Genomic DNA, 26133 nt, shown 5'->3' with positions numbered 1-26133 from the left:
CCCGTGCGCCGGCCGGAACGCCGATCCGGCCGCCCGGATGACGTGGAAGGAGCCGCACCGTGGCCCTTGACCCGCAGTTACTCGAGATTCTCGCCTGCCCGGACACGCACCACGCCCCGCTCGATTACGACGCGGAGGCGCAGACCCTGACCTGCACCGAATGCCAGCGGATCTTCGAGGTTCGCGACGACGTACCGGTGCTCCTGCTCGACGAGGCCCGCGGCGGTACCGCTCAGGAGGAGAAGTGATGGACGCCCACGCCGGCGTGAGCGGGCGACGGGTCCCCGACGAGGGGCTGCTCGACGACGTGGCGGCGCTGGCCGAGGCCGATCCGGGCGGCATGCTGCGGTTCACCGCCTCGGCCGGTGCCCAGGTACGCGAGTCGGCGGCGCTGGCCGCGGAGGCGAACCTGGGGGTGCTGGCCGAGGAGGGCCGCCCGCGTGCCGTGGTGATCGCGGGCATCGGTACCGCCGGACGTACCGGCGACATCCTCGCCACCGTCGCCGGGCCGCGTTGCCCGGTGCCGGTCATCGCGCACCGCAGTGCCGGGGTGCCGGGCTGGGTGGGAGCTGCCGACGTGGTGATCGCGGTGAGCGCCTCGGGACGCAGCCCGGAGGCGCTCGGCGCCGCCGAGGCGGCTGCCCGGCGCGGGGCCAGGCTGGTCGCCGTCGGTGCCCCGGACTCGCAGCTCCAGTCGGTGGCCGAGGGGGTCCGGGCGCCGTTCATCCCGGTGCCGCGGCGGGCGCCCGCCCGGGCCAGCCTCTGGGGCCTGACGGTGCCGGTGCTGCTCGCCGCCCGCGCGCTCGGGCTGGTGAAGGTCAACGAGGCGGATCTGGCCGAGACGGCCGCCCGGCTGGACGCCGATGCCGACCGGAGCCGGCCCGACGCCGAGTCGTTCGTCAACCCAGCCAAGTCGCTGGCCCTGGCGCTGGCCGGGTCGGTGCCGGTGGTCTGGGGCTCGTCCCCGCTGGCCACGGTGGCCGCCCGGCGGTTCGGCGACACGCTGTCGGCAAACGCGCGTTACCCCGTGGTCGCCGGTGCGCTCGGCGAGGCGGGCCGGGGCCGGGTGGGGCTGCTCGACGGGGTGTTCGGCGGGCTCGCCGAGTCGACCCGGGACATCTTCGCCGACCCGGAGGACGAGTCCGACTGGACCCGGCTGCGGGTGGTGCTGCTGCGCGACGGCGGGTTGAACGCCGACGACGACAGCGACGAGCCGCTGGCCGTCGAGGAACGGCGGGCGGACGCGTTGCAGACCCTGGCCGAGCGGCGCGGGGTGCGCTGCGACGTGGTCACCGCCGAGGGCGGCTCGGCCCTGGAGCGGCTCGCGTCGCTGATCGCCGTACCGGACTTCGCGTCCGTGTACCTGGCTCTGGCACACGGGCTCGATCCGATGGCGGTGCCTGCGGTCACCGAGATGAAGGAGCTTTCGAACCCGTGAACGTACAGAGCGACCGGCGGGGGACGCCGGCATGAGCGCCGGTGGGGGGACGCGGGCGATCATCGCCGCGTTGCTGGCCAACCTGGGTATCGCGATCACGAAGTTCGTGGCGTACCTGCTGACCAGTTCGTCGTCGATGCTGGCCGAGTCGATCCACTCCGTGGCCGACTCGGGAAACCAGGCGTTGCTGCTGCTCGGCGGCCGTCGGGCCCAGCGCGGCGCGACCCCACAACACCCCTTCGGGTACGGGCGTGAGCGCTACATCTACGCGTTCATCGTGTCGATCGTGCTGTTCAGCGTCGGTGGCCTCTTCGCCCTGTACGAGGGTTACCACAAGTGGAGAGACCCGCACGGGTTCGACAGCTGGCAGTGGCTGCCGATCACGGTGCTGGTCGTCGCGATCGGCCTGGAGGGGTTCTCGTTCCGTACCGCGATCAAGGAGTCGAACCACATCCGGGGCAGGGCGAACTGGGTGCAGTTCGTCCGCCGGGCGAAGGCACCTGAGTTGCCGGTGGTGCTCCTGGAGGACCTGGGTGCCCTGATCGGTCTGATCTTCGCCCTGGTCGGCGTCTCGATGACGCTGGTCACCGGGAACGGCCGGTGGGACGCGGCCGGCACCCTGGCGATCGGCATCCTGCTGGTCTGCATCGCGGTCATCCTGGCGGTGGAGACGAAGAGCCTGCTGCTCGGCGAGGGGGCCTCCCCGGAGGACGTCAGCGCGATCGAGCGGGCGGTCAACGAGGGCTCCGAGGTCGAGCGGATCATCCACATGCGCACCCTGCACCTGGGGCCGGAGGAGCTGCTGGTCGCCGCGAAGATCGCGGTCACGCCGTCGGCGTCGGCCGAGGCACTGGCCCGTGACATCGACACGGTCGAGGCGCGGATCCGTACGGCGGTGCCGATCGCCCGGGTGATCTACCTGGAGCCGGACATCTACAGCGCGCGGGCCGCGAACCTGCGGAGCGCGTCGGAGAACGTGGAGCCGCCGGTTGGCGGCGAAACGGGCGGGAAAGGCTGAGCGTGGAACCCTTGTACGGCCCGATCCGCGACTACGCCTGGGGATCCCGGACGGTGATCGCCGGGTTGCAGGGTAGATCCGTGCCGAGCGCCGGGCCGGAGGCGGAACTCTGGCTCGGCGCACACCCCGGATCCCCGGCGATGGTGTGCCAGCAGGACGCCCGGATCAGCCTGGTGGAACTGCTCGCCGCCGAGCCGGGGCGCTGGCTGGGGGACGAGGTGCTGGCCCGGTTCGACGGGCGGCTGCCGTTCCTGATGAAGCTGCTGGCGCCGGAGGCACCGCTGTCGTTGCAGGCCCACCCGGATCCCGACCAGGCCCGCACCGGGTACGCGGCCGACCAGGACCTGCCCCCGACCGCGCACCGCAACTACGTCGACCCGTACCACAAGCCGGAAGTGCTGGTGGCGATCGCGCCGTTCGAGGCGCTCTGCGGTTTCCGGGATCCCCGGGAGTCGGCTGCGGTGCTGGAGGCGTTCGACATCCCGGCGTTGAAGCCGGTGGTGGCGTGCCTGCGTACGGGGGTGGCGGGGCTGCGGGACGCCGTACAGCGGTTGTTGACGTGGCCGGCGGTGGACCGGGCCGCGCTGGTGGAGACGGTCCGGAGCACCGATCTCGGTCCGGAGTTCACCGAGGAGCAGGAACTCGTCCGCCGGCTGGCCGGCTGGTATCCGGCCGATCCGGGGGTGCTGGTCGCGCTGCTGCTCAACCACGTACGGCTGGAACCGGGGTCCGCGATCTGGATGCCGGCCGGCAACCTGCACGCGTACCTGCGGGGTGCCGGTGTGGAGATCATGGCGGCCAGTGACAACGTCCTGCGGGGCGGGCTGACGCCGAAGCACGTGGACATCGCCGAACTGCTCCGGGTGCTGCGGTTCGAGGTGCTGGAGGATCCGCTGCTCGCCCCGGCTCCGGTGGCACCGGGTGTGGTCACCTGGCCGGTGCCGGTGGACGACTTCGCCCTGTACCGGGTGCGCCTGGACGACGCGCTGCCGGAGGCCCGGCTCACGGTGACCGGGCCGCGGGTGCTGGTCGGCACCTCCGGTGCGGTGACCGTACGGGACGCGGCCGGTGCGGTGACGGTCGAGCCCGGTCGGGCGGCGATCGGGGCGGCCGACGGTGGTGAGCTGGTCTTCTCCGGTCGGGGAGAGGTTTTTGTCGGCGCGGCCGGCATTTCGGATATTCCCGGATCGGCTTGACAGGCCATTAGCGGAGTGTGACTCTATAACCACGCAGCGTCATTGCGATGGGGGTCGTAAGACGCGCGCGGGGGTACCAAACCGGGGGGATGCGCGGGGCGGAGGGATGCTGGGCGGGAAACCGTCCATGCCCCACCGCCCCGCGCGCTGTGCGACCATCGCTGGCGTAGACGCCGGCCAACCATGGCCCCCCCGTACCCGTTGTCGTTGCCAAATGTCGTGCTTGTCCGCCAGCGGACGGCACCGCCTGTGCCGGCACGGGTGCGGTCGGGCGTAATGTGGAGGGTCGCGCAGCAGACCCGTACGACAGGAGCTTTCATGACCAGCACTCTCCCGGCGCCCTCCGGTGGCGCGTCGACCGAGGCCCGACCCACGACCCTCGCCGGTGGCGACTTCAAGGTGGCGGATCTGTCGCTCGCCGAGTTCGGACGCAAGGAGATCCAGCTGGCTGAGCACGAGATGCCCGGCCTGATGTCGCTCCGCCGGGAGTTCGCCGCCGCGCAGCCGCTGCGGGGCGCCCGGATCACCGGCTCGCTGCACATGACCATCCAGACCGCGGTCCTGATCGAGACCCTGACCGCCCTCGGGGCGGAGGTCCGGTGGGCGTCGTGCAACATCTTCTCCACCCAGGACCACGCCGCCGCCGCGATCGTGGTCGGCCCGGAGGGCACCGTCGACGCCCCCGCCGGTGTCCCCGTATACGCCTGGAAGGGCGAGTCGCTCGAGGAGTACTGGTGGTGCACCGAGCAGGTGCTGCTCTGGCCGGACGGGCAGGGCCCCAACATGATCCTCGACGACGGTGGTGACGCCACCCTGCTCGTGCACCGGGGCGCCCAGTTCGAGGGCGAGGGTGCGGTGCCGCCGATCGAGTCCGCCGACTCCGAGGAGTACGCGGTCATCCTCGGTGTACTGCACCGCTCGCTGGCCGAGGACAACACCCGGTGGACCCGGGTCTCGGCCGGCATCAAGGGTGTCACCGAGGAGACCACCACCGGTGTGCACCGGCTGTACGAGATGCAGCAGGCCGGATCGCTGCTGTTCCCGGCGATCAACGTCAACGACTCGGTGACGAAGAGCAAGTTCGACAACAAGTACGGCTGCCGTCACTCGCTGATCGACGGCATCAACCGCGCCACCGACGTGCTGATCGGCGGCAAGGTCGCGGTCGTGCTCGGCTACGGCGACGTGGGCAAGGGCTGCGCGGAGTCGCTGCGCGGCCAGGGTGCCCGGGTCATCGTCACCGAGATCGACCCGATCTGCGCGTTGCAGGCGGCGATGGACGGTTACCAGGTCGCGACGCTGGACGACGTGGTCGAGACGGCCGACATCTTCGTCACCGCGACCGGTTGCTTCGACGTCATCACCAACGAGCACATGGCCCGGATGAAGCACCAGGCGATCGTCGGCAACATCGGCCACTTCGACAACGAGATCGACATGGCCGGTCTGCAGAAGCGGTCGGACGTGCAGCGTACGAACATCAAGCCGCAGGTCGACGTCTGGAAGTTCGCCGACGGGCACTCGATCATCGTGCTCTCCGAGGGCCGGCTGCTGAACCTCGGCAACGCCACCGGGCACCCGAGCTTCGTCATGTCGAACTCGTTCGCCAACCAGACGATCGCCCAGATCGAGCTGTTCACCAAGACCGACGAGTACCCGGTCGGCGTCTACGTGCTGCCGAAGCACCTGGACGAGAAGGTGGCTCGGCTGCACCTGGACGCCCTGGGCGTCCGGCTCACCGAGCTGACCAAGGAGCAGGCCGCGTACCTGGGTATCCCGGTCGAGGGTCCGTACAAGTCGGACCACTACCGGTACTGAGTCTCCGCCGTACCACCGGTCGGGTCGGTTGGCGCTCGCGTCAGCCGGCCCGACCGCTGTTGTTTCCGGCGCGGGCGGCGCGGATCCAGGTCCAGACGCAGTAGCCGAGCCAGCCGAGCGCGACCGCGGTGGCGAGCGGGCGCAGTCGCAACGCGCTGAGCGCGAAGATGACCGCCAGTACGACCAGCCACGGTACGAAGGCCTTCATGCGGTCATTGGATCAGAGAGCCGGTGTGCGGCGCCACATTGACAAGATGTAGAAGGAGGGAGCAAGGTAGGCTGTCCTAACTTAGGGACGCCTAACCGAGTGACCCGGAGTCCTGATGTTCGCCACCTACCTGATCGGTCTGCGTGAGGGACTGGAAGCCACCCTGGTGGTCAGCATCCTGGTCGCGTTCCTGGTCAAGTCCGAGCGCCGGGACCGGTTGCCCCAGGTGTGGGGTGGCGTCGCACTCGCGGTCGTCCTCTCCGTCTTCTTCGGCTGGCTCCTCGAATACACCAGCACCACCCTGCTGGCCCGGTCCTCCGACCGGGAGCTGTTCGAGGCGGTGACCTCGGTGGCCGCGGTCGCCTTCGTCACGGCGATGATCTTCTGGATGCGTCGGGCGGCCCGCTCGCTCAGCGGCGAACTGCGGGGCAAGCTCACCGACGCGCTCGCCGTCGGCTCCCTGGCGGTCGCCCTGATGGCCTTCCTGGCCGTGGTCCGGGAAGGACTGGAGACCGCCCTCATCTTCTACTCGGCCGTGCAGGGCGCGAACGTCAACGGCGGCCCGCTCTACGCACTGATCGGCGGCATCGCCACCGCGATCGCGATCGGCTACCTGCTCTACGCCAGCGCGGTCCGGATCAACCTGACCCGCTTCTTCACCTGGACCGGCGCGCTGCTCATCCTGGTCGCCGCCGGGATCTTCAAGTACGGCACCCACGACTTCCAGGAGGCCGGCGTCCTGCCCGGCATCAGGAACCTGGCGTACTCCGGCCTGTTCGACCCGTCGACCTGGTACGGCACCCTGCTCAGCGGGATGTTCAACGTCACCGCCGAGTCGACCGTGCTGGAGATCGTCGCCTGGGCGGCGTACGCGATCCCGGTTCTGCTCCTCTTCCTGCTTCCCGGACGCCGCGCGTCCGGGACCGCCGCGCCCGCCGCACCGGCGCCCGCGGCCCAATCGGCCTGACCCGTTCGACCACACCGACTGCTCGAAGCCTGCCCGTGTCCGCTCCCGCCCATCCCGGCGGCAGCCGACCGGGCCGGATCACCCGAACCGCAAGGAGAACCCGAATGCGTACCACCCGCTTTCTGGCGCTGGCCGCCGCCGGCGTGCTCGCCGGTGCCGGCCTGGCCGGCTGTGGCGCCGAGGACGACAGCGCCGGGGACGCCGCCGGTGGCGGGCCGATCACCGTCAAGGCCAGCGACACCGCGTGCGAGGTCGGCTCGACCGAGGTCGGCGCCGGCACGGTCGTGTTCAACGTGACCAACTCCGGTGCCAAGGTCACCGAGTTCTACGTCTACGCCGCCGGTGACCGGGTGATGGGCGAGGTCGAGAACGTGGTTCCCGGCCTCAGTCGCGAGCTGCACGTCGAACTGCCCGCCGGCACGTACGAGACCGCCTGCAAGCCGGGCATGATCGGCAAGGGCATCCGGGGTGCGCTGACCGTCAGCGGCTCCGCCGCCCCGCTCACCGACGACGCGGCCCTGGCCGGCGCGACCGACAGCTACCAGCGGTACGTGCAGAGCCAGACCGGTGCGCTGCTGGACAAGACCACCGAGTTCGTCACCGCGGTCAAGGCCGGCGACGTGGCGCGGGCCAAGGCGCTCTTCCCGGTGGCCCGGACCTACTGGGAGCGGATCGAGCCGGTCGCGGAGATCTTCGGTGACCTCGACCCGAAGATCGACGGCCGGGAGGAGGTGCTCGAGGAGGGCATGGAGTTCACCGGCTTCCACCGCCTGGAGAAGGACCTCTGGACCACCGGCGACGTCAGCAAGGACGGCCCGATCGCGGACCGGCTGCTGACCGACGTCAAGGAGATCGTGGCCAAGGCGAACGCGGAGAAGCTCTCCCCGCTGAACCTGGCCAACGGCGCCAAGGAACTGCTCGACGAGGTCGCCACCGGCAAGATCACCGGTGAGGAGGACCGCTACTCGCACACCGACCTGTGGGACTTCAACGCCAACGTCGAAGGCTCCAAGGCGGCCATCGCCGCGCTCCGCCCGGTGCTCACCGAGCGCGCGCCCGACCTGGTCACCTCGCTCGACGCCGGGTTCGCCACGGTCGACACCACGCTCGCCGAGCACCGCGCCGGTGACGGGTGGAAGCTGCACAACGAGCTGAGCAAGGCCGACCTGAAGGATCTCTCGGACGCGATCAACGCGCTCGCCGAGCCGATCAGCAAGGTCGCCGCGGTCGTCGCCAAGTAGGGCGGTGGTCGCCGGGTAGGGCGGTCGAGCCGGGTGGGTCGACCGGTGCCCGGCGCTGCCTCGGGCGGCGCCGGGCGGCGTGGGACGGGCGAGCGGTTGGGAGATGGGACGTGACGGAAAACCGGGTGTCGCGCCGGCGGGCGATCGGGCTCGCCGGGGCGGCCGGCGTCGCCGGGGTCGGGGTCGCCGCCGGTACGGGTGCGCTGCTGCGCGGTACGTTCGACCCGAAACCGACCTCGGCCAGTTCCGCCTCCGGTGCGGTCCCGTTCCGGGGCGAGCACCAGGCGGGCATCACCACCGAGGTGCCGGACCGGCTGCACTTCGTCGCCTTCGACGTGATCACCAAGGACCGGGCCCGCCTGGTCGAGCTGCTCCGGGACTGGACCGTGGCCGCCGCGCGGATGACCGCCGGCCAGGACGCGGGGGTCGTCGGCGCGGTGAACGGGGCACCGGAGGCCCCGCCGGACGACACCGGGGAGGCGCTCGGCCTGCCACCGTCAGGGCTCACCCTGACCGTCGGGTTCGGCCCCACCCTGTTCCGGGACGCCGACGGCCGGGACCGGTTCGGCCTCGCCGACCGGCGCCCCGCCGCCCTGGCCGAGCTGCCCCGCTTCCCGGGCGACGCCCTGCAACCGGAGATCTCCGGTGGCGACCTCTGCGTACAGGCCTGCGCCAACGACCCGCAGGTGGCGGTGCACGCGATCCGCAACCTCGCCCGGCTCGGCATGGGCGTGGTGAGCGTCCGCTGGTCGCAGCTCGGCTTCGGCCGTACCTCGTCGACCTCTCGGGAGCAGGCCACCCCGCGAAACCTGTTCGGGTTCAAGGACGGTACGGCCAACCTGAAGGCCGAGGACACCGACCTGCTCCGGGACCACCTCTGGGTCCAGCCGGGCGACGGCCAGGAGTGGATGGCCGGCGGCTCCTACCTGGTGACCCGGAAGATCCGGATGATCATCGAAACCTGGGACCGGACCTCCCTGGGCGAGCAGGAGGAACTGGTCGGCCGGACCAAGGGCAGCGGGGCACCGCTCGGGCAGCACGACGAGTTCGACCCGATCGACTTCAAGGCGACCGGCCCGGACGGCAAGCCGGCGATCGCCGAGACGGCGCACGTGCGGCTGGCCCACCCCGACCTGAACAACGGGGCCCGGCTGCTCCGCCGGGGTTACAACTACGTCGACGGCTCCGACGGGCTCGGTCGGCTCGACGCCGGCCTGTTCTTCATGGCGTACCAGCGTGATCCGCGAAAGCAGTTCGTGTCCATCCAGACCCAGCTCGCTCGTCACGATGCGTTGAACGAATATCTACGGCACGTATCCAGCGGGCTCTTTGCCTGCCCGCCCGGCGTACGGGATCAGGGCGATTTCTGGGGTCGCGCACTCTTTGACTGATCGTCGGGGTGGTGCCGGTCCCATGAACATGAACGGGGATGGAATATTGGTGCCATGAGAGCCCGGGTACTGGTGGTCGACGACGACCCCGCGCTGGCCGAGATGCTCGGCATCGTGCTGCGCAGCGAGGGATTCCTGCCCTCCTTCGTCGCAGACGGAGAGCGGGCGCTGGCCGCGTTCCGCGACAGCCGGCCCGACATCGTCCTGCTCGACCTGATGCTGCCGGGGATGAGCGGCATCGACGTGGCCCGGTCGATCCGGGCCGAGTCGGGCGTGCCGATCGTCATGCTGACTGCGAAGAGTGACACCGTCGACGTCGTACTCGGCCTGGAGTCGGGGGCCGACGACTACGTCGTCAAGCCGTTCAAGCCCAAGGAACTGGTGGCCCGGATGCGGGCCCGGCTGCGCCGGGGCGAGGATGCCGCGCCGGAGATGCTGACCATCGGCCCGCCCGGCAACCAGATCAACATCGACGTACCGGCGCACACGGTGAGCCGGGACGGCGAAGAGGTCAAGCTGACCCCGCTGGAGTTCGACCTGCTGGTCGCCCTGGCCCGCAAGCCCCGCCAGGTGTTCACCCGCGAGGTCCTGCTCGAACAGGTCTGGGGCTACCGGCACGCGGCCGACACCCGGCTGGTCAACGTGCACGTACAGCGGCTGCGGGCCAAGATCGAACCAGATCCCGAGCGCCCCGAAATCATCCTGACCGTGCGGGGCGTGGGCTACAAGGCGGGCACCGGATAGCCTGGGCACACTGTGGCTCACCCTGCGCTTCCCCCCGCACTGACCCGTGCCCGCATCGCGGCCCGGGAGTTCTGGCGTGCGGCGTTCGCCCGGTCCCGGGCGATCGCCGCCGGCCTGCACCAGGCCTGGCGCCGGTCCCTGCAGTTGCGGGTCGTCAGCATCACCCTGGTCGCGTCGAGCCTCCTGGTCGGCGGCTTCGCCGTCCTGGTCGCCGAGCGGATCACCAACATCCTGCTCGACAACGCCACCGCCGACGTCAAGCAGCGGCTGGAGAACGGCCGTAACTACGCCGAGGACCAGATCAACGTCTACACCGTGTCGTACGCGCCGAAGCTCAGCGCCACCTTCGAGACGACCGCCCTCTACCTCGCCGGCAACGACCCCGAGCAGGTCGCCGGCGTGGTGGTGGCGCTCCAGGCGGACGGGTACCGGACGATCGAGCCGGCCACCTCGCCGGTCGGGGTGGACGTGAGCCCGATGATCAGCGACGAGCTGCGCGAGCGGGTGGCCGGGGGCGAGGTGGCCCACCAGTTCCGCACCGGCAACCTCGACGGCGGTACGGCGAAGTACCTCGTCTACGGCTCCCCGGTGCCGACCAAGTTCGGCCAGGTCGAGCTCTACTACTTCGTACCGCTGACCCGGTGGGACAAGATCGCGGACGAGGCGCGGTCGACCGTGGTGGCCACCGGGATCACCCTGGTGCTCCTGCTCGGGCTGCTCTCCGCCCTGGTGACCCGACTGGTGGTCAACCCGGTACGGGTGGCCGCCCGGACCGCCCAGCGGCTCTCCGCCGGCCTGCTCGACCAGCGGATGGTGGTCAACGGGGAGGACGACCTGGCCCTGCTCGCCGCCTCGTTCAACCAGATGGCGACCAACCTCCAGCGGCAGATCGTCCGGCTGGAGGAGATGTCCCGGTTGCAGCGGCGGTTCACCTCCGACGTGTCACACGAGCTGCGTACCCCGCTCACCACCGTACGGATGGCCGCCGACCTGATCTTCGCCGAGCGGGACGAGTTCGACCCGGCGGTGGCCCGTAGCGCGGAGCTGCTCCAGGCCGAACTCGACCGGTTCGAGGGCCTGCTCACCGACCTGTTGGAGATCAGCCGGTTCGATGCCGGCTTCGCCATGCTCGACGCCGAGCCGACCGACCTGGTGCCGGTCGTGCACCGGGTGGTGGAGCGCCTCGACGGCCTGGCCGCCCGGCTCGGCGTACCGCTGCTCCTGAACGCGCCCGACCTGCCGGTGATCGCCGAGGTGGATCCGCGCCGGGTGGAGCGGATCCTGCGCAACCTGGTCGGCAACGCGGTCGAGCACGGCGAGGGACGTCCGGTCGAGGTGGTCCTGGGTGTTGACGAGCAGGCGGTGGCGATCACCGTCCGGGACCACGGGGTGGGGCTCAAGCCCGGCGAGGAGAAGCTCGTTTTCAACCGGTTCTGGCGGGCCGACCCGTCCCGGGCCAGGCAGACCGGCGGTACCGGCCTGGGGCTGTCGATCAGCCTGGAGGACGCCCGGCTGCACGGCGGCTGGCTGGAGGCGTGGGGCGCACCCGGACAGGGGGCCCAGTTCCGGCTCACCCTGCCGGTGCGCGCCGGTGACCGGCTGACCTCCGCGCCGTTGCGACTGGTGCCGAGCGACGCCGCGGCCGGTGCCGTGGTGCCGGTGCCGAGCGGGGCACGGTTGGCGATCGGCGCGGGTCCCGTGCCGGAGACCGTGGCCGCCGGACCGGACCGGCCGGTGGACCCGACCGCGTCGGAGTCCGGCGCGCAGCGTACGGAGGTGACCACATGAGTCGGAGGAATCTACCCGCCGCGACGGTGGCCCTGCTGCTCTGCGTCGGGCTGGTCGGCTGCGGCATCCCCGGCGAGACCGAGGTACGGGTCGACGGCAAGGGACCGGAGTCCGGGCAGGACTCGGGCGGCGGTTCCACCCAGCGGCTGCCGCAGCGGCTGGACAGCGAGGTTCCCGAGCAGGTCGCGGCGAACTACCTGACGGCCGCGGCCGGGGGCGAGACCGACGAGATCTACCAGCGGGTGAACAGCTACATCCCCGAAGGCAGCGGCAAGCTCAAACTCAAGGTCGGCGGCGAACCGGCGATCAACCTGGTCCGGCTGATCGGCCGACCGCAGGTGAAGGGCGATCCCGCTCGCAGCGGTAGCTGGCTGGTCACCATGCAGGTGCAGCAGGTCGGCGTACTGCGGATGAACGGAACGATCGGCGAGCCGGAGCTGACCGAACGCACCTACGTCTTCCGGATCGGTCCGGCGCCCGTCGTCGACGGCGCGGCGCCGCCCACGGGCGGGATGTGGGTGATCGACCCGCCGCCGGTACTGCTGATGAGCACCGGTGCGCTGGACGCGTACTACAGCCCGCGCACGATCTACTTCTGGAACGCCGGCCGGACCGTGCTGGTGCCCGACGTGCGCTACCTGCCGCTGTCCGTGCCGAGGGAGTCGCAGGCCACCGAACTGCTCGGCTGGCTCATCGGTGGCCCGGCACCGTGGCTGTCGCCGGCCGCCGTACCGCTGCCGGAGGGGACCAGCCGGATCGGCAACGCGCCGACGTCCGGCGGCCGGCTGGAGGTCAACCTCTCCGTGCCGGCCAGCGAGGTGACCAACGACGTCGACCTGGACCGTCTCTTCACCCAGCTCGCCTGGTCGCTGCTGCCGCCGAATCCGCAGGGCATGGGCGGCGACGACGGTGAGCTGGAGTTGAAGATCCAGAGCCAACGGCGGAAGGTGGCCGCCGTCGACGGCTACCGGCGGGTCAACCCGCCCTACCCCCTGACCGGCACCGCCACCCGCTTCTGTGTGTCCGAGGGGGCGGTGCACCAGCTGCGGGACGGGGACGAGGCGATCGAGCCGGTCCCGATCGTGCCGGAGCAGAACCGCGACGTGCACTCCGCCGCGCTGACGCGGGACGGCAACCAGGTCGGGGCGGCGCTCGTCACCCCGGACGGGGAGCGGTGGCGGCTGCGGGTGGCCAGCGGCGCCGAACCGTTGCAGACCTTCGCCCTCAGCGACCCGTACCCGAGCATGGAACGGCCGATCTGGCTGAAGGGCGTCGACCCGCGGGCGCCGATCGGGTTGGTCGTCGCGGACGGGAACCTCCACCGATTCGACTCCAACGCGCGGCTGGTCAGGATCGCGCTGCCGGGGGTCACCGGCCGGGTGACCGGGGTCGGCGCGGCACTGGACGGGCACCGGATCGCGGTGGTCGCCGGCGGCGCCGTCTACGTCGCGGCGCTGAGCACCGACGGCGGTACGGTCACCGTCGGCCGGGCCCGCCGGTTGGACACCTCCCTGACCACGGTGACGGCGGTCGACTGGAGCGGGGAGAGCCGGCTCGCGCTGGCCGGTGCCCAGTCGGACCGGCGGTCGGTGATCGAGAACATCAGTGCGGACGGGGTGCTGGAGACCGGGCTGGTGGACGACACCCGCGGTGACGTCCTGCACCTGGCCGCGTACCCCGACAATCCGCTCAGCCGTACGCAGCTCGGCGTGATGTACGAGACCAACGGCGCCGCCTCGGCGGCGGACCGGCTGATCGGCCGGGACCAGGTGGTACCGAACCCCGGCCCGACGCCCTCGGTCAGCGCGTCGAGCAAACCGAGCGCGCCGTTTTTCCGTTACTGAGCGCGGGGGGAGTACGTGACCGGAGTCTGGGCCGAGCTGGCCGATCTGGTGCTGCCGGCCGAGTGCGCCGGTTGCCGGGTCACCCGGACCGAGTTGCGGCACGGTGTCTGCCCGCGCTGTGCCGGTGCGCTCCAGGCGCTGCGTCCCGCACCGGTACGCCCCACCCCGGCACCACCGGGACTGCCCGCCTGCGTGGCGCTCGGGGCGTACGGGGGAGAGCTGCGGGAGATGCTGCTGGCGTACAAGGAACGGGGTCGGCACTCGTTGGCCCGGCCGTTGGGGCGGTTGCTCGCCGAGGTGGTCGCGGAGGCCGCCGGCGCACCGCGACCGGTGCTGCTGATCCCGGTGCCGACGACCGCGGTGGCGATTCGCGCGCGGCACGGTGACCACCTGCGCCGGCTGGCCCGGCACGCCGGTCAGCGGTTGCGGGCGGCGGGTTGGCCGGTCGCGCTGGGGGCGCCGCTGCGGGCTCTGCCCCGACCGGACTCCGCCACGCTGGACACCGCCGGTCGGGCGGCGGCGGCCCGGCACGCCTTCGCCGTACGGGCGGGACGCCTGCCGGCGGTACGCCGCAGCGGCGCCGGCCGGTTCGTGGTCGTGCTCGACGACATCGTCACGACCGGGGTGACCCTGGCCGCGGTGAGCGGCTCGCTGCGGGCGGCCGGGCTGCGGGTGGATGCCGCGGCGGTACTCGCGGCAACGAGTCGACGGGGTCGGCGGTAACGGTCCGTGCAGCCGATTTCACACGATCGTGCCACAAGTGACTGTTTCCAAAGGTTCTTGGTAGCGGGGGGTGACTATAGGAAGAACAGGAGTTAGCGTTTTGGGGACCGGGGGTATGAGGGGGACTCCACCCCGCCCCGGGTTTAAGGAAGGAGGCGGCGTCATTCTCGACCGGTCGGTGCCGAAGGACGATTCCTGGAGGCAGGCTGACCGGGTTTTTCTGTTTCCGGACCGTCCGATCACAGGAGGTCACGCATGGATGTCGTGGTCAAGGGCCGTAACGTCGAAGTCCCGGAGCATTACCGGGTTCATGTAGCCGACAAGCTCGCGAAGATCGAGCGCTACGATCACAAGCTCATTCGAGTCGACGTCGAGCTGTCCCACGAACGCAATCCGCGACAGGCTGACAACTGTCAGCGAGTAGAGATAACCTGCGTCTCTCGCGGACCCGTCGTGCGCGCCGAGGCGTGCGCCAAAGACTTCTACAGCGCCCTGGATGTGGCGATAGCCAAGCTCGACACCCGGCTGCGCCGGGCTGCCGACCGCCGCCGGGTGCACCGTGGCCGGCATGCGCCGATCTCCGTCGCCGCCGCGACGGCCGGCCTGCCAGTGGCCGACCTCGGCGACTCCGCCGTGGCCACCCTGACCGCCGACCCGGACCTCCGGGACGAGCCGGAGTCCACCGAGGACCCGTACGGCTACGGCTACGAGGAGCACGAGCCGGGCCACATCGCCCGGGCGAAACTGCACCCGGCCGAGCCGATGACCGTCGACGACGCGCTGTTCCAGATGGAACTCGTCGGGCACGACTTCTACCTGTTCCTGGACAAGGAAACCGGACGGTCCAGCGTCGTCTACCGGCGCAAGGGCTACGACTACGGGCTCATCGCGCTCACCGAGTAGGGCGCCGGTCGGTCGCGCGGGGCGCAGCGGCAACTCGCCCCGCCCGGCCGGGCCGGATCCGCCGGCGGTAGCTCAGCGGCGCAGGTCCTGCGGCAGCATTCCGTAGAGCACGTCGTCCAGCCGCCGTCCGGCGGGACCGGGCAGCCGGCCCCGTAGCTCACCCTCCTGCCGGAAACCGGCCTTCTCCAACACCCGCCGGGAGCCGGGATTGTCCGGTGCGGCGCCGGCGATCAACCGCTCGATCCCGGCGTCCTCGAACGCCCACCGGGCCACCAGCCGGGCGGCGCGGGTCGGGTAACCCCGGCCCCGCCATTCCGGGCCCATGCCGTACCCGATCATGGCCTGGCCGGTCTGCGGTTCCTGGTAGTAGAGCCCGATCTCGCCGGCCGGCGTACCGGTGGCGGTGTCCAGGATGACCAGGTCGGCGCGTTCGCCGGCCAGCCACTGGCCCGGTGCGCGGGCACACCGGTCCGCCACCTCGGCGCGCTCCGGTGCGACCGGCGGCACGCTGGTCGCGACCATCTCCGGCAGGCTCCGCAGCCGGTGCACGAACTCCGTGTCGGCCGCGGTCAGCGGGCGGAGCGTGACCACGCCGTCGGTCAGCAGCCCGCCGGGGAGGTCCGGCAGGAGCCGGGCCGCCGGACCGGGCGGATCGTCCGCCAGCCGGGCCCAGGCCACCAGGTCGTGCCGGCTGCCGTCGGGGGCGTTCCCGGCGCCGCGCCGGATCCCCTCGCGGCTGAACCCGCTGCCCAGGGCCACCCGCTGGCTCGCCACGTTCTCCGGGTCGGTGAGCAGTTCCAGCCGGGCGAAGCCGTGGGTCAGAGCCCGCCCGGCCAGCAGGGTGGTGGCGGCGGTGGCCACCCCGCGACCACGGGCGCGGGGCGTCACCCAGTAGCCGATCTCGCCCTGACCCCGCGCGGGTGCGACCTGGTCGATGCCGATTCCGCCGAGGAGGCGGTCGGTGGCCGGGTCGGCGATCGCGTACGCCGCACCGCCTCGGGCCCAGACCGCCGCCGTACCGTCGCTGATCCACCAGTGGGCGTCGGCGGCGGTGTACGGGCCGGGCAGGTGCGGGAGGAACCGTCGGGTCAGCGGGTCGTTGCAGCCCACCATCAGGTCTTCGAGGTCGGCGTCGCGGAACAGTCGCAGCCGTACGCCGGGCGCCTCGATGGTCTCCCGGTTCACGCCGTGCCCGCGCCGGCCCGGCCAGGTACGACGCCGTCCTCCGCCAGCAGCGCGCCGACCCAGACGTCCACCCGGCCACCCCGGTGCGGGATGCCCTGCCGGCTGATGCCCTCCACCACGAAGCCGACCTTCTCGGCGGCCCGCCGGGAGGCGTCGTTGCCGACGTGGGCCCGCCATTCGATCCGGGCGAGGGCGAGGCTGCTGAGACCCCAGGCGCAGACGGCGGCGAGTGCCCGGGGGCAGTAGCCGCGCCCCCGGGCGTGCGGTGCGACCAGGTAACCGACGTCGGCCACGCCGGGGTCGTTGCCGTTCAGGCGTAGCTCCATGGTGCCGGCGAAGTTGTCCTCCGGGTCGGCGATGACGAACACCGCCCCGTCGCCGCGTCCCCAGCGCAGGGCGGTGTGCCGGTGGGTGAAGAACTCCGCGTCCGAGCGCTGGTACGGGTCCGGCAGGCTCAGCCAGCGCAGCGCCCACGGGTCGCGGCAGGCGGTGACCATCGCGTCCAGGTCGCGTTCCTCCGGCCGGCGCAGCCGGATCTCCCCGTCCGCAGTGGTGGCGAACAGCACCGGTTGCGGGCGGCCGAAGACCGCGGCCCGGCGGGCCACGAGCGAGCCCGGTCCGGCCGGCCCACCGGTTCCGGTCGGGTCGGTGTCCGGCTCGGGCAGGTCCTCCGGGAGCAGCGAACCGATCCAGCCGTCGGAACCGCCCCGGGGATGTGGCTGCGCCAGCCGGAGTTCACCCTCGACCCGGAACCCGGCCCGGAGCGCGACCAGCCGGGAGGCGTGGTTGCCCACCTCGGCCTGCCAGATCACCCGGCGCAGGCCGAGGTCCCGGAACGCCCATCGGGCGACGGCGCGGGTGGCCCGGACGGCGACGGCGCGACCCCGGGCCCAGGGGGCGGTCCAGTAGCCCACCTCACCCGACCGCAGGCTCTGGTCGATCGTCACCAGGCCGCAGGAGCCGAGCAGTTCGCCGGTGGCGGCGTCGCAGACCGCGAACGGGGCGCCGGTGCCCGCCTCCCAGGCCGCCGGTGCGCTGCCGCCGACGAATCCCTTCGCGTGTTCTGGCAGGTAGGGGGCGGGAACAGTGGTCCAGCGCCGGATGTCCGGATCCTGGCAGGCCCGGTGTACGGCGCTCGCGTCCGCCGGATTCCAGGGGCGGAGCAGTAGGCCGCCCTCGATGATCTCCACGGGCTTCACGTCGGCCATCTTGCCGGAGAGTTCGCCCTGGGCGTAACTGGATTCGGCGCGTCTGCTCGAACCTATAGGGTGAATTGTCCGGTTAGCTCGGACCGGTCGACAGCGCGGCTGCCGATTGCCCCGGCGGAGCGCCTACGATGGTTCGGCAGACCGTCTAGGGGAGCGTTGATCCGTGTCGATTCTCGAAAAGTTCCTCCGCGCCGGCGAAGGCCGCATGGTGCGGCGGCTGAAGGCCGTCGCCAATGCCATCAACTCGATCGAGGACGACTATGTCGATCTCACCGACGAGGAGCTGCGCGCCCTGACCGAGCAGTACCGCCAGCGGATCGCCGATGGCGAGTCCCTCGACGACCTGCTGCCGGAGGCCTTCGCCACCGCCCGCGAGGCCGCCGCCCGGGTGCTCGGCCAGCGCCACTACGACGTCCAGGTGATGGGTGGTGCCGCGCTTCACTTCGGCAACATCGCCGAGATGAAGACCGGTGAGGGCAAGACCCTCACCTCGGTCCTGCCGGCGTACCTGAACGCGCTGTCGGGCAAGGGCGTGCACATCGTCACCGTCAACGACTACCTCGCCGAACGTGACGCGGCCTGGATGGGGCGGGTGCACGAGTTCCTCGGCTTGACCGTGGGCGTGATCCTGCCGAACCGGCCGGCCAGCGAGCACCGGGCGGCGTACGCGGCCGACATCACGTACGGCACCAACAACGAGTTCGGCTTCGACTACCTGCGGGACAACATGTCCTGGTCGCAGGAGGAGCTGGTCCAGCGCGGGCACAACTTCGCGATCGTCGACGAGGTCGACTCGATCCTGATCGACGAGGCCCGTACCCCGTTGATCATCTCCGGCCCGGCCGAGCACTCGGCCCGCTGGTACGGCGAGTTCGCCGGCGTGGTGGCGCGGCTCCAGTCCGGCAAGGACGGCGAGGGCGACTACGAGGTCGACTACGCCAAGCGGACCATCGCGGTCACCGAGAAGGGCGTGGGCAAGGTCGAGGACCGGCTCGGCATCGACAACCTGTACGAGTCGGTGAACACCCCGCTGGTCGGTTACCTGAACAACGCGATCAAGGCCAAGGAGCTCTTCAAGAAGGACAAGGACTACATCGTCAGCGATGGCGAGGTCCTGATCGTCGACGAGTTCACCGGTCGCATCCTGCACGGTCGCCGTTACAACGAGGGCATGCACCAGGCCATCGAGGCGAAGGAAGGCGTGGAGATCAAGCAGGAGAACCAGACTCTTGCCACGGTCACCCTGCAGAACTACTTCCGCCTCTACTCCAAGCTGTCCGGTATGACCGGTACCGCCCAGACCGAGGCCGGCGAGTTCCAGAAGGTCTACAACGTCGGCGTCGTGTCCATCCCGACCCACCGCGCGATGGTCCGGATGGACAAGCCCGACGTCATCTACAAGACCGAGAAGGCCAAGTTCAACGCGGTCGTGGAGGACATCGCCGAGCGGCACGCGGGCGGCCAGCCGGTGCTGGTCGGCACGGTCTCGGTGGAGAACTCCGAGATCCTGTCGCAGCTCCTGCGCCGCCGGGGCATCCCGCACGCGGTGCTGAACGCCAAGTTCCACGCCCGGGAAGCCGAGATCATCGCGCAGGCCGGGCGCAAGGGCGGGGTCACCGTCGCGACCAACATGGCCGGCCGTGGTACCGACATCCTGCTCGGCGGCAACCCGGAGTACCTCGCCGCCAACGAGCTGCGCCAGCGCGGGCTCGACCCGGTGGAGCACGAGGAGGAGTACGCCAAGGCGATGGAGGAGATCCTCCCGCGCTGGAAGCAGGCGTGCGACGACGAGGCCGACGAGGTCACCGACGCCGGTGGCCTGTACGTCCTCGGCACCGAGCGGCACGAGTCCCGCCGGATCGACAACCAGCTGCGTGGTCGTGCCGGCCGGCAGGGTGACCCGGGTGAGTCCCGGTTCTACCTCTCCCTCCAGGACGAGCTGATGCGGCGCTTCCGGGCCGGCGCGGTCGAGGCGGTGATGGAGCGCTTCAACATCCCCGAGGACGTGCCGATCGAGTCGAAGATGGTCACCCGGCAGATCAAGAGCGCCCAGGCCCAGATCGAGGGCCAGAACGCCGAGGTCCGCAAGGACGTCCTGAAGTACGACGACGTGATGAACAAGCAGCGCCAGGTGGTCTACGCCGAGCGGCTGCGGGTGCTCAACGGCGAGGACCTGAGTGACCAGGTCCAGCACATGATCGAGGACACCGTCACCGCGTACGTGACCGGGGCGACCGCCGACGGCTACGCCGAGGACTGGGACCTCGACCAGCTCTGGTCCAGCCTGAAGCAGCTCTACCCGGTCGGCGTTACGGTCGACGACCTGATCGACGAGGCCGGTGGCGAGCGCAACAACCTCGACGCCGACTTCCTGCTCGCCAAGGTCCGGGAGGACGCGCAGGCCGCGTACGCCCGGCGCGAGGAGGAGTTGGGCAGCGAGGCGATGCGCCAGCTCGAGCGGATGGTGCTGCTCCAGGTCATCGACCGGAAGTGGCGCGAGCACCTCTACGAGATGGACTACCTGCGCGAGGGCATCAACCTGCGGGCCTACGCCCAGCGTGACCCGGTGGTGGAGTACCAGCGCGAGGGCTTCGACATGTTCGCCACCATGATGGACGGCATCAAGGAGGAGACGGTCGGCTTCCTGTTCAACCTGGAGGTCCAGGTCGAGCAGGAGACCCCGCCGGCCGCCGCCGAGGTCGTGCTCGACCAGGCGCCGGTGGAGATCCGGGCGAAGGGCCTGGCCCGGGCGCCGCGCCGGCAGGGTCTGCAGTACTCCGCGCCGACCATCGACGGTGAGGCGGGCGCCGGTGGTGTGGTCCTGGAACGCCAGGAGCCGCAGCCGCAGGCACCGGCCCTCGGGGTCGGACGCCAGGGTCCGCCGCCGCCCTCGGCGGCGCGGCGTACGCCGGCACCGGGTCAGTCGGTCGGCGGCGAGGGTCCGTCCCGTAACGCCCCCTGCCCGTGTGGCTCCGGCCGCAAGTACAAGCGCTGCCACGGCTCCCCGACGGGTTCCTGACCGACCCGCTGGCGCGCAACGGGCGCCGGCAGGCAACTACCGATCCGGGTCCGGTTCCGCCCACCGACACAGGTGGCCGGAACCGGACCCGGTTTCCGTTTCCACCTTCAGGCCACCGCCCGTGGTCGGCCTGCCTCAGAGCACCTGGGCGTGGGGTCCGCCCGCCTCAGAGCACCCGCGTGTAGGTGCCGAGCCAGCTCCCCCGCCGCCGTTCCAGCCGGTACGCCATCGCCCAGCTCCGTTCGTCCGACCCGAGTACGGCGGCGGCCTCGGCGATCCCCTGGTGTGGTTCGGAGACCCGCAGCAGCCGCAGGCGTACGGCCACGTGCCCCGCGCCCGCCCCGGGTGGGCGTACGGCCGGGCGCTGGCGGCGGTGCTCGCCCAGTCGCCGGGTGGCGGCGACGAGCTGCTCGGTGATCGCGGTCGCGTCGGCGCCGACCGACAGGGGCCGGACGTGGGCGGCCGGTCGGTAGCCGTTCAGGATCTCCAGAGCGGTGCTCAGGAACCGGTAGGCCGCCTGTCGTGCCTCCGCCGAGGCGGTGGCCAACGCCTCCGGTGGCAGGGCCGCGGGCGCCACGGGTGTGGCGGGGGCCCGGTCGGTGGCCCCGGATCCGCCGACCCTCGGCACCGGAACGGACAGTGGCAGGGCGAGCTGCCCGTCGAGCCCGGCGACCCAGCCAGGCCCGGCCAGTTCGTCGTCGAACGGAGGGTCGAGCGGGGGCACCGGTCGCAGTCGTACGGCGGGGCGGGCGAGTGGCCTGGTCCGTACGGCGGGCTTGAGTTTCCCTTCTTGATCTTGCGTTTGCTTTCGTTTGCCTCCGACCAATCACATTTGTAGCGAACGATGGATGGCTCGTCAAGGTTTTCCGGGCAGCACGGAGCGGGATGCCACCAGGTGGTGACACCCGCTCGACGGGTACGGCTACTCCGGGTCGCGCTCGATCAGCGGGTTGCTGCGTACCCAGTCGGCGGTTTCGGCGTACTTGTGCTGGATGTACTGCTCCAGTTGGGCCCGTTCGACCCGCCACTGACCCCGGCCACCGATCTTGATCGCGGGCAGCTCCCCGCTGCGCACCATGTGGTAGACCTGCGAGTCCGAGACGTTCAGCTCGGCGGCGACGTCGGACAGCAGCAGGAACCTGGGCTCCACGAGTGACTCCCGGTGGTCGTGTTTGCTTCAGTTTGCCATCGACTGCCGTTTCCCGCTCGACCGTGGTTCCCACCCGGACCCCCTCCGGGGGCGCACCGGTACCGGGCGACCGGGCGGGCGTGGCCGACGTTGCTGATCGGCCACAGCCGGGAGGGGCACGCTTCCGGTCCGGCCCGGCGGGGTGTATGACAGGGACGGCGTCGGACGATTCGGCGTTGTGGGGGTCAGCGCCGCCGGTGGCGTTGTCGAGCGGGGGAGACGAGAACGGTGCGCGCAGAACTGGTTCGGGTGTACCTCCCGGCTACCGTGCCGATGCTGGCCGCCCTGCGCAAGCAGGGCGAGTTGCCCGCCACCGAGGCGCACGCGGTGACACCGATGCTGCGCGAGTGGTACGCCGAGGGCGACGAGGAGGAACTGGAGTACGTCGCCTTCACCCGCGCCGCCCAGGACGCGCTGCGGCTGCTCCGGGAGGATCCCGACGCCCCCCGTCGTCGGGTGGTGGTCTCCGCCGACCTGCCCGCCGAGGCGGTGCAGCGGGCCGAGGTCGAGCTGGGATCCAGCACCGTACGCCTGGACAAGGCGGTCCCGGTGGGCGCGGTGGCCGCGATCCACCTCGACGACAGCGAGGCGGTCGAGGACGTGAGCGCGGCGGTCGCGGTGGTGAACGAGGCGCTCGCCGGTGACGAGGACGCGCAGTTCACCGTCGACGGCGTCGAGGACCACGAACTGGCCTGGTACGACATCTCCGAGCTGGACGACCTCGGCTGACCGGGCCGGCGGCAGGGGCTACCTGCCGGGGGAGCGGAGGGTCAGGAGCGGGCGGTGTCCGGGCGGCGGTCGGCCGATCGCTTGTCGGTGCCGCCCTCGTCGTCCCATCCGATCTCGTCGTCGTCCGGATCGAGCCGTTCGCCCGCCACCGGGTCCTCGTCCGAGATCCCGTCCTCGTCCGCCACCCGGTCCTCGACCTCCACCTCGTCGGTGAACTCGGTCGCGGTCTCGTCCTCCGGCTCGGCGCCGGCCGGGCGCAGGGTGCGCCCGAAGGCGATGAGCGCGGTGAGCGCGCCGACGAAGAGCACCCAGAGGGCCTGGTTCGACCGGTATTCGCTGAGCTGGTCCTGGAGCCCCCGGTCGACCTCGCTGAGCGATCCGGCGGCGGCCAGCAGCCGGGCACCGGCGGTCTGGGTGAGCAGTTCGGCCGCGAGCAGGAGCAGCCCGGGGCCGGCGCCCGCGACCAGGTAGGCGGGCCAGCGCGGCAGGCTGGCCCGGGGGTTCAGCGCGAGGGTCCGGCGTCGGGCCAGGCCGAGGTAGAAGAAGACCAGCAGCCCGGCGACGAGCCCGCCGCCGATCGAACCGGTACGGGAGAACCACTCCAGGGCGTTGGTCTGCGACTGGTCGGTGTCGCCGTAGCCGTAGAGCGAGAGCAGCGGGTCCTTGAAGATGTTCAGAGCCGTGTTGATCACGAAGACGGTCAGCCCGGCGGCGACCACGGCTCCCACCACCGGCACCGCCCGTACGCCCCCGGCGATTCCGCCGACGGTGGCGGCCGCGGCGACGGTGCCGGCCAGGACCGTGATCGAGTCGCCGTCGCCGTAGCTCAGGGTCACGGTGAGTGCGGCGAGCAGCCCGACGAGCAGCCCGGCACCGACCGCTGCCGCGAACCTGGGGGTGCTGCGGTGGACCCCGCGCCGGGTGAGCAGGTTGGCCGCCACGACGGCCGCCGCGGCGCCGCCGACCATGCTGGCCGAGATCAGGCCGGGCAGGGCGAGCGCGGCCATGGCGATCACGATCGAGTTGATGTCCGAGGAGGTGATCTCGGCCTGGCCGATCCAGAGCATCGCGGCGAGCCAGCCGATCGCCAGCACGCCGAGGCCGAGTGCCGCAGGGGCGTACGTGGGCGGGGTGGTGCCGCCGTCCGGCGTCGGTGCGGCCGTGGTGGTGGCCGACCGGTCCGGGGGCGATACCGCGGTGCTGCCGGACTGTGTGCTCATCGTCTCCCCTTCAACGGGTACCCGCCCGCCGCGCCGCCGCAGCGGCGGGAGGGGGCGCGGCGTGGTTGGGTCGCCGGGCCTCTCAGCGTACGTGGCGCGCCGGTCCGGGCCACGGGCCGCCTGCGCGGTCCGGTCCCGCCGGGGCCGCTCCGGGTCGTGCCGTGATCCGTCCGGGCCGGCGTGCGTGGGAGGATTGGCCCAGGTCCCACCCCCGGATAACCGGCACCCCCGGTGAACGGGCCACGGCGACCGGCCGACCGGCCGGAACAGGTGGGTCCGATTTCGCCGACGTTGTCGAGATCGTTCAGGAGCATGCGATGGACGCCGTACTTTCCGTACCCGAGCCGCGTAACGAGCCGGTTCGCGACTACGCGCCGGGGAGCGCCGAGCGGGACAGCCTGCAGCGGCGGCTCGGCGAACTGGCCGCGGAGCGGCTGGACCTGCCGATGACGGTCGGCGGTCGGCAACGGATGGCTGCGGGCGCCGCGATCGACGTCGTACAGCCGCACCGGCACCAGCATGTGCTGGGGGTCACCCACAACGCAACCAACGCGGATGCTCAGGCGGCGGTGACGGCCGCCAAGGAAGCTGCCCCGATGTGGCGCGGTTTGTCCTTTGCCGACCGGGCCGCGGTGTTCCTCCGGGCGGCCGACCTGCTCGCCGGACCGTGGCGGGACACCCTCAACGCCGCGACCATGCTGGGCCAGTCGAAGACGGCGATCCAGGCCGAGATCGACGCCGCCTGTGAGCTGATCGACTTCCTCCGGTTCAACGTGCACTTCGCCCGCAAGCTCCTGGCCGAGCAGCCGAACTCGTCCGCCGGGGTGTGGAACCAGTTCGACCACCGCCCGCTGGAGGGCTTCGTCTACGCGGTCACCCCGTTCAACTTCACCGCGATCGCGGCGAACCTGCCGGCCGCTCCGGCGCTGCTGGGCAACACGGTGGTCTGGAAGCCGGCGCCGACCCAGCAGTTCGCGGCCCACTTCACCATGCAGCTCTTCGAGGCGGCCGGCCTGCCGCCGGGCGTGATCAACATGGTCACCGGGCACGGCGTGGAGGTCTCCGAGGTGGTCCTCGCCGACCCGGATCTCGCCGGCATCCACTTCACCGGTTCGACCAAGGTCTTCCAGCAGCTCTGGCGGACCGTGGGGGAGAACCTGGGCGGCTACCGGGGCTACCCGCGGCTGGTCGGGGAGACCGGCGGCAAGGACTTCGTCATCGCGCACAGCAGCGCCGACGTGGACGCGCTGCACACCGCGCTGGTTCGCGGGGCGTACGAGTACCAGGGTCAGAAGTGTTCGGCGGCGTCCCGGGCGTACGTGCCCCGGTCGCTGTGGGAGGGCGGCCTGCGCGACCGGCTCGCCGCCACCGTCGAGTCACTGAAGTACGGCGACGTCACCGACTTCTCCAACTTCGGCGGCGCGGTGATCGACGCCAGGGCGTTCGCCCGGCACGCCACCGCCCTGGACATGATCAAGAATGCCGACAGCTGCCGGGTGCTCGCCGGTGGCACGGCCGACGACTCGGTCGGTTACTTCGTCCGCCCCACCCTGCTGGAGTGCGACGACCCGGGTCACGAGGTCTTCACCACCGAGTACTTCGGCCCGATCCTCGGCGTGCACGTGTTCGACGACGCCCGGTTCGAGGATGTGGTGGCACAGGCGGAGTCGGTCGCCCCGTACGCGCTGACCGGCTCGATCTTCGCCACCGACCGCCGGGTGCTGGACTGGGCGAGCGGGGCGCTGCGGTACGCGGCCGGCAACTTCTACCTCAACGACAAGCCGACCGGTGCCGTCGTCGGCCAGCAACCGTTCGGCGGCGCCCGGGCCAGCGGCACCAACGACAAGGCCGGCTCCTGGCACAACCTGGCCCGGTGGATCTCCCCCCGGACCATCAAGGAGACCTTCGTCCCCGCAACCGACCACCGTTACCCCCACATGGGCTAACCACCCCCCTCGCCCCCCACCCTCTCCCGTGCGCGATCTAGGGCAGATACGTGTTTTTTGATCTTCATTCACACGTATTTGCCCTAGATCGCGAGAGAAGGCGGGCGGGGGTGCGTGTGGTGGGGGTGGTGGCGCGGGCTGGGGGGAACTTCTGGGTCGGGCGGGTGGAGCTTCGGGGTAATCCTTGGAAAATTGCGCGAAATGCCCGAATTGTGGCGTACTCTACCCGGCAGCGCAGGTACTTGATAGTGGTCGGCCCGCCCGAGGGCGGACCACTGTCACCCGGACGGGTGTCCCGGGGGCTTCACATCGGCCACGATATCGAGCATCCTCACTGGACAGTCTGCCTCGGACGGTG

At 71.3% G+C, this 26133-nt stretch carries 22 protein-coding genes; 16 read left to right on the top strand and 6 right to left on the bottom strand.

What is annotated here, in order from left to right:
- Positions 1-59 precede the first annotated feature (59 nt).
- The 5 genes from OIE47_RS07955 to ahcY all read left to right on the top strand — a co-directional run bounded on the left by OIE47_RS07955 (position 60) and on the right by ahcY (position 5470).
- Positions 60-248, top strand: a complete 189-nt coding sequence (locus OIE47_RS07955) for a Trm112 family protein (RefSeq protein ID WP_326560860.1) — start codon at positions 60-62, stop codon at positions 246-248.
- Positions 245-1438, top strand: a complete 1194-nt coding sequence (locus tag OIE47_RS07950) for an SIS domain-containing protein (protein WP_326560859.1) — start codon at positions 245-247, stop codon at positions 1436-1438. Before OIE47_RS07955 ends, OIE47_RS07950 begins: the two co-directional genes overlap by 4 nt.
- A gap of 31 nt (positions 1439-1469) precedes the next feature.
- On the top strand, positions 1470-2456 hold the full coding sequence (locus OIE47_RS07945) for a cation diffusion facilitator family transporter (RefSeq protein ID WP_326560858.1): 987 nt from the start codon (positions 1470-1472) through the stop codon (positions 2454-2456).
- 2 nt (positions 2457-2458) lie between these two features.
- On the top strand, positions 2459-3652 hold the full coding sequence (gene manA / locus OIE47_RS07940) for a mannose-6-phosphate isomerase, class I (RefSeq protein WP_326560857.1): 1194 nt from the start codon (positions 2459-2461) through the stop codon (positions 3650-3652).
- 318 nt (positions 3653-3970) lie between these two features.
- On the top strand, positions 3971-5470 hold the full coding sequence (gene ahcY / locus OIE47_RS07935; protein WP_326560856.1) for an adenosylhomocysteinase: 1500 nt from the start codon (positions 3971-3973) through the stop codon (positions 5468-5470).
- Between the two features lie 40 nt (positions 5471-5510).
- Here ahcY and OIE47_RS07930 read toward each other — a convergent pair whose 3' ends face one another.
- Positions 5511-5678 (bottom strand): hypothetical protein, encoded by a 168-nt coding sequence (locus OIE47_RS07930; RefSeq protein WP_326560855.1) that lies wholly within the window; start codon positions 5676-5678, stop codon positions 5511-5513.
- A 115-nt stretch (positions 5679-5793) separates the two neighbouring features.
- Between OIE47_RS07930 and efeU the strand changes: the two genes are divergently transcribed.
- From efeU to hpf, 8 genes are all read left to right on the top strand, one after another.
- Positions 5794-6645, top strand: a complete 852-nt coding sequence (gene efeU / locus OIE47_RS07925) for an iron uptake transporter permease EfeU (protein ID WP_326560854.1) — start codon at positions 5794-5796, stop codon at positions 6643-6645.
- Positions 6646-6749: 104 nt separating this feature from the next.
- Positions 6750-7886, top strand: coding sequence for an iron uptake system protein EfeO (gene efeO, locus OIE47_RS07920; protein ID WP_326560853.1), 1137 nt, complete (start codon positions 6750-6752; stop codon positions 7884-7886).
- Positions 7887-7996: 110 nt separating this feature from the next.
- Positions 7997-9277, top strand: coding sequence for an iron uptake transporter deferrochelatase/peroxidase subunit (efeB, locus tag OIE47_RS07915; protein WP_326560852.1), 1281 nt, complete (start codon positions 7997-7999; stop codon positions 9275-9277).
- 54 nt (positions 9278-9331) lie between these two features.
- Entirely contained in the window at positions 9332-10021 is a 690-nt protein-coding gene (gene mtrA / locus OIE47_RS07910; RefSeq protein WP_326560851.1) for an MtrAB system response regulator MtrA, read from the top strand.
- A gap of 12 nt (positions 10022-10033) precedes the next feature.
- A complete protein-coding gene (gene mtrB / locus OIE47_RS07905) occupies positions 10034-11809 on the top strand; it encodes an MtrAB system histidine kinase MtrB (protein WP_442792060.1) in 1776 nt (591 codons plus the stop codon).
- Entirely contained in the window at positions 11806-13653 is a 1848-nt protein-coding gene (locus OIE47_RS07900) for an LpqB family beta-propeller domain-containing protein (RefSeq protein ID WP_326560850.1), read from the top strand. Before mtrB ends, OIE47_RS07900 begins: the two co-directional genes overlap by 4 nt.
- A gap of 15 nt (positions 13654-13668) precedes the next feature.
- The gene (locus OIE47_RS07895; protein WP_326560849.1) at positions 13669-14376 is read left to right on the top strand and encodes a ComF family protein; all 708 of its coding nucleotides are present in this window, start codon (positions 13669-13671) and stop codon (positions 14374-14376) included.
- A gap of 255 nt (positions 14377-14631) precedes the next feature.
- Complete coding sequence (gene hpf, locus OIE47_RS07890) at positions 14632-15279, top strand: ribosome hibernation-promoting factor, HPF/YfiA family (protein WP_326560848.1); 648 nt, start codon at positions 14632-14634, stop codon at positions 15277-15279.
- A gap of 72 nt (positions 15280-15351) precedes the next feature.
- Here the strand turns inward: hpf and OIE47_RS07885 are convergent, their stop codons facing one another.
- Positions 15352-16464 carry a GNAT family N-acetyltransferase gene (locus OIE47_RS07885; protein WP_326560847.1) on the bottom strand — a complete coding sequence of 371 codons (1113 nt, stop codon included), beginning with the start codon at positions 16462-16464 and terminating at the stop codon, positions 15352-15354.
- Positions 16461-17672 (bottom strand): GNAT family N-acetyltransferase, encoded by a 1212-nt coding sequence (locus tag OIE47_RS07880; RefSeq protein ID WP_326560846.1) that lies wholly within the window; start codon positions 17670-17672, stop codon positions 16461-16463. The genes OIE47_RS07885 and OIE47_RS07880 overlap by 4 nt, the downstream gene beginning before the upstream one ends.
- A gap of 163 nt (positions 17673-17835) precedes the next feature.
- On the opposite strand from OIE47_RS07880, the gene secA reads away from it, so the two are divergent.
- Entirely contained in the window at positions 17836-20691 is a 2856-nt protein-coding gene (gene secA / locus OIE47_RS07875; RefSeq protein ID WP_326560845.1) for a preprotein translocase subunit SecA, read from the top strand.
- Positions 20692-20857: 166 nt separating this feature from the next.
- On the opposite strand, the gene OIE47_RS07870 is transcribed toward secA, so the two are convergent.
- Entirely contained in the window at positions 20858-21415 is a 558-nt protein-coding gene (locus OIE47_RS07870) for an Rv3235 family protein (RefSeq protein ID WP_326560844.1), read from the bottom strand.
- Between the two features lie 198 nt (positions 21416-21613).
- Positions 21614-21841, bottom strand: coding sequence for a helix-turn-helix transcriptional regulator (locus tag OIE47_RS07865; protein ID WP_326560843.1), 228 nt, complete (start codon positions 21839-21841; stop codon positions 21614-21616).
- 267 nt (positions 21842-22108) lie between these two features.
- Here OIE47_RS07865 and OIE47_RS07860 point away from each other — a divergent pair, with 267 nt between their 5' ends.
- Entirely contained in the window at positions 22109-22609 is a 501-nt protein-coding gene (locus OIE47_RS07860) for a DUF6912 family protein (protein ID WP_326560842.1), read from the top strand.
- Between the two features lie 41 nt (positions 22610-22650).
- Here the strand turns inward: OIE47_RS07860 and OIE47_RS07855 are convergent, their stop codons facing one another.
- Entirely contained in the window at positions 22651-23829 is a 1179-nt protein-coding gene (locus tag OIE47_RS07855; protein WP_326560841.1) for a hypothetical protein, read from the bottom strand.
- 317 nt (positions 23830-24146) lie between these two features.
- Between OIE47_RS07855 and pruA the strand changes: the two genes are divergently transcribed.
- Complete coding sequence (pruA, locus tag OIE47_RS07850) at positions 24147-25775, top strand: L-glutamate gamma-semialdehyde dehydrogenase (RefSeq protein ID WP_326560840.1); 1629 nt, start codon at positions 24147-24149, stop codon at positions 25773-25775.
- Positions 25776-26133: the final 358 nt, after the last annotated feature.

Origin of the sequence: Micromonospora sp. NBC_01796 (assembly GCF_035917455.1) — a bacterium.
In the GTDB taxonomy this organism is placed as follows: domain Bacteria; phylum Actinomycetota; class Actinomycetes; order Mycobacteriales; family Micromonosporaceae; genus Micromonospora_G.
The sequence above is the reverse complement of the archived record's forward strand: the minus strand, read 5'-3'. Positions and strand labels throughout refer to the sequence as shown.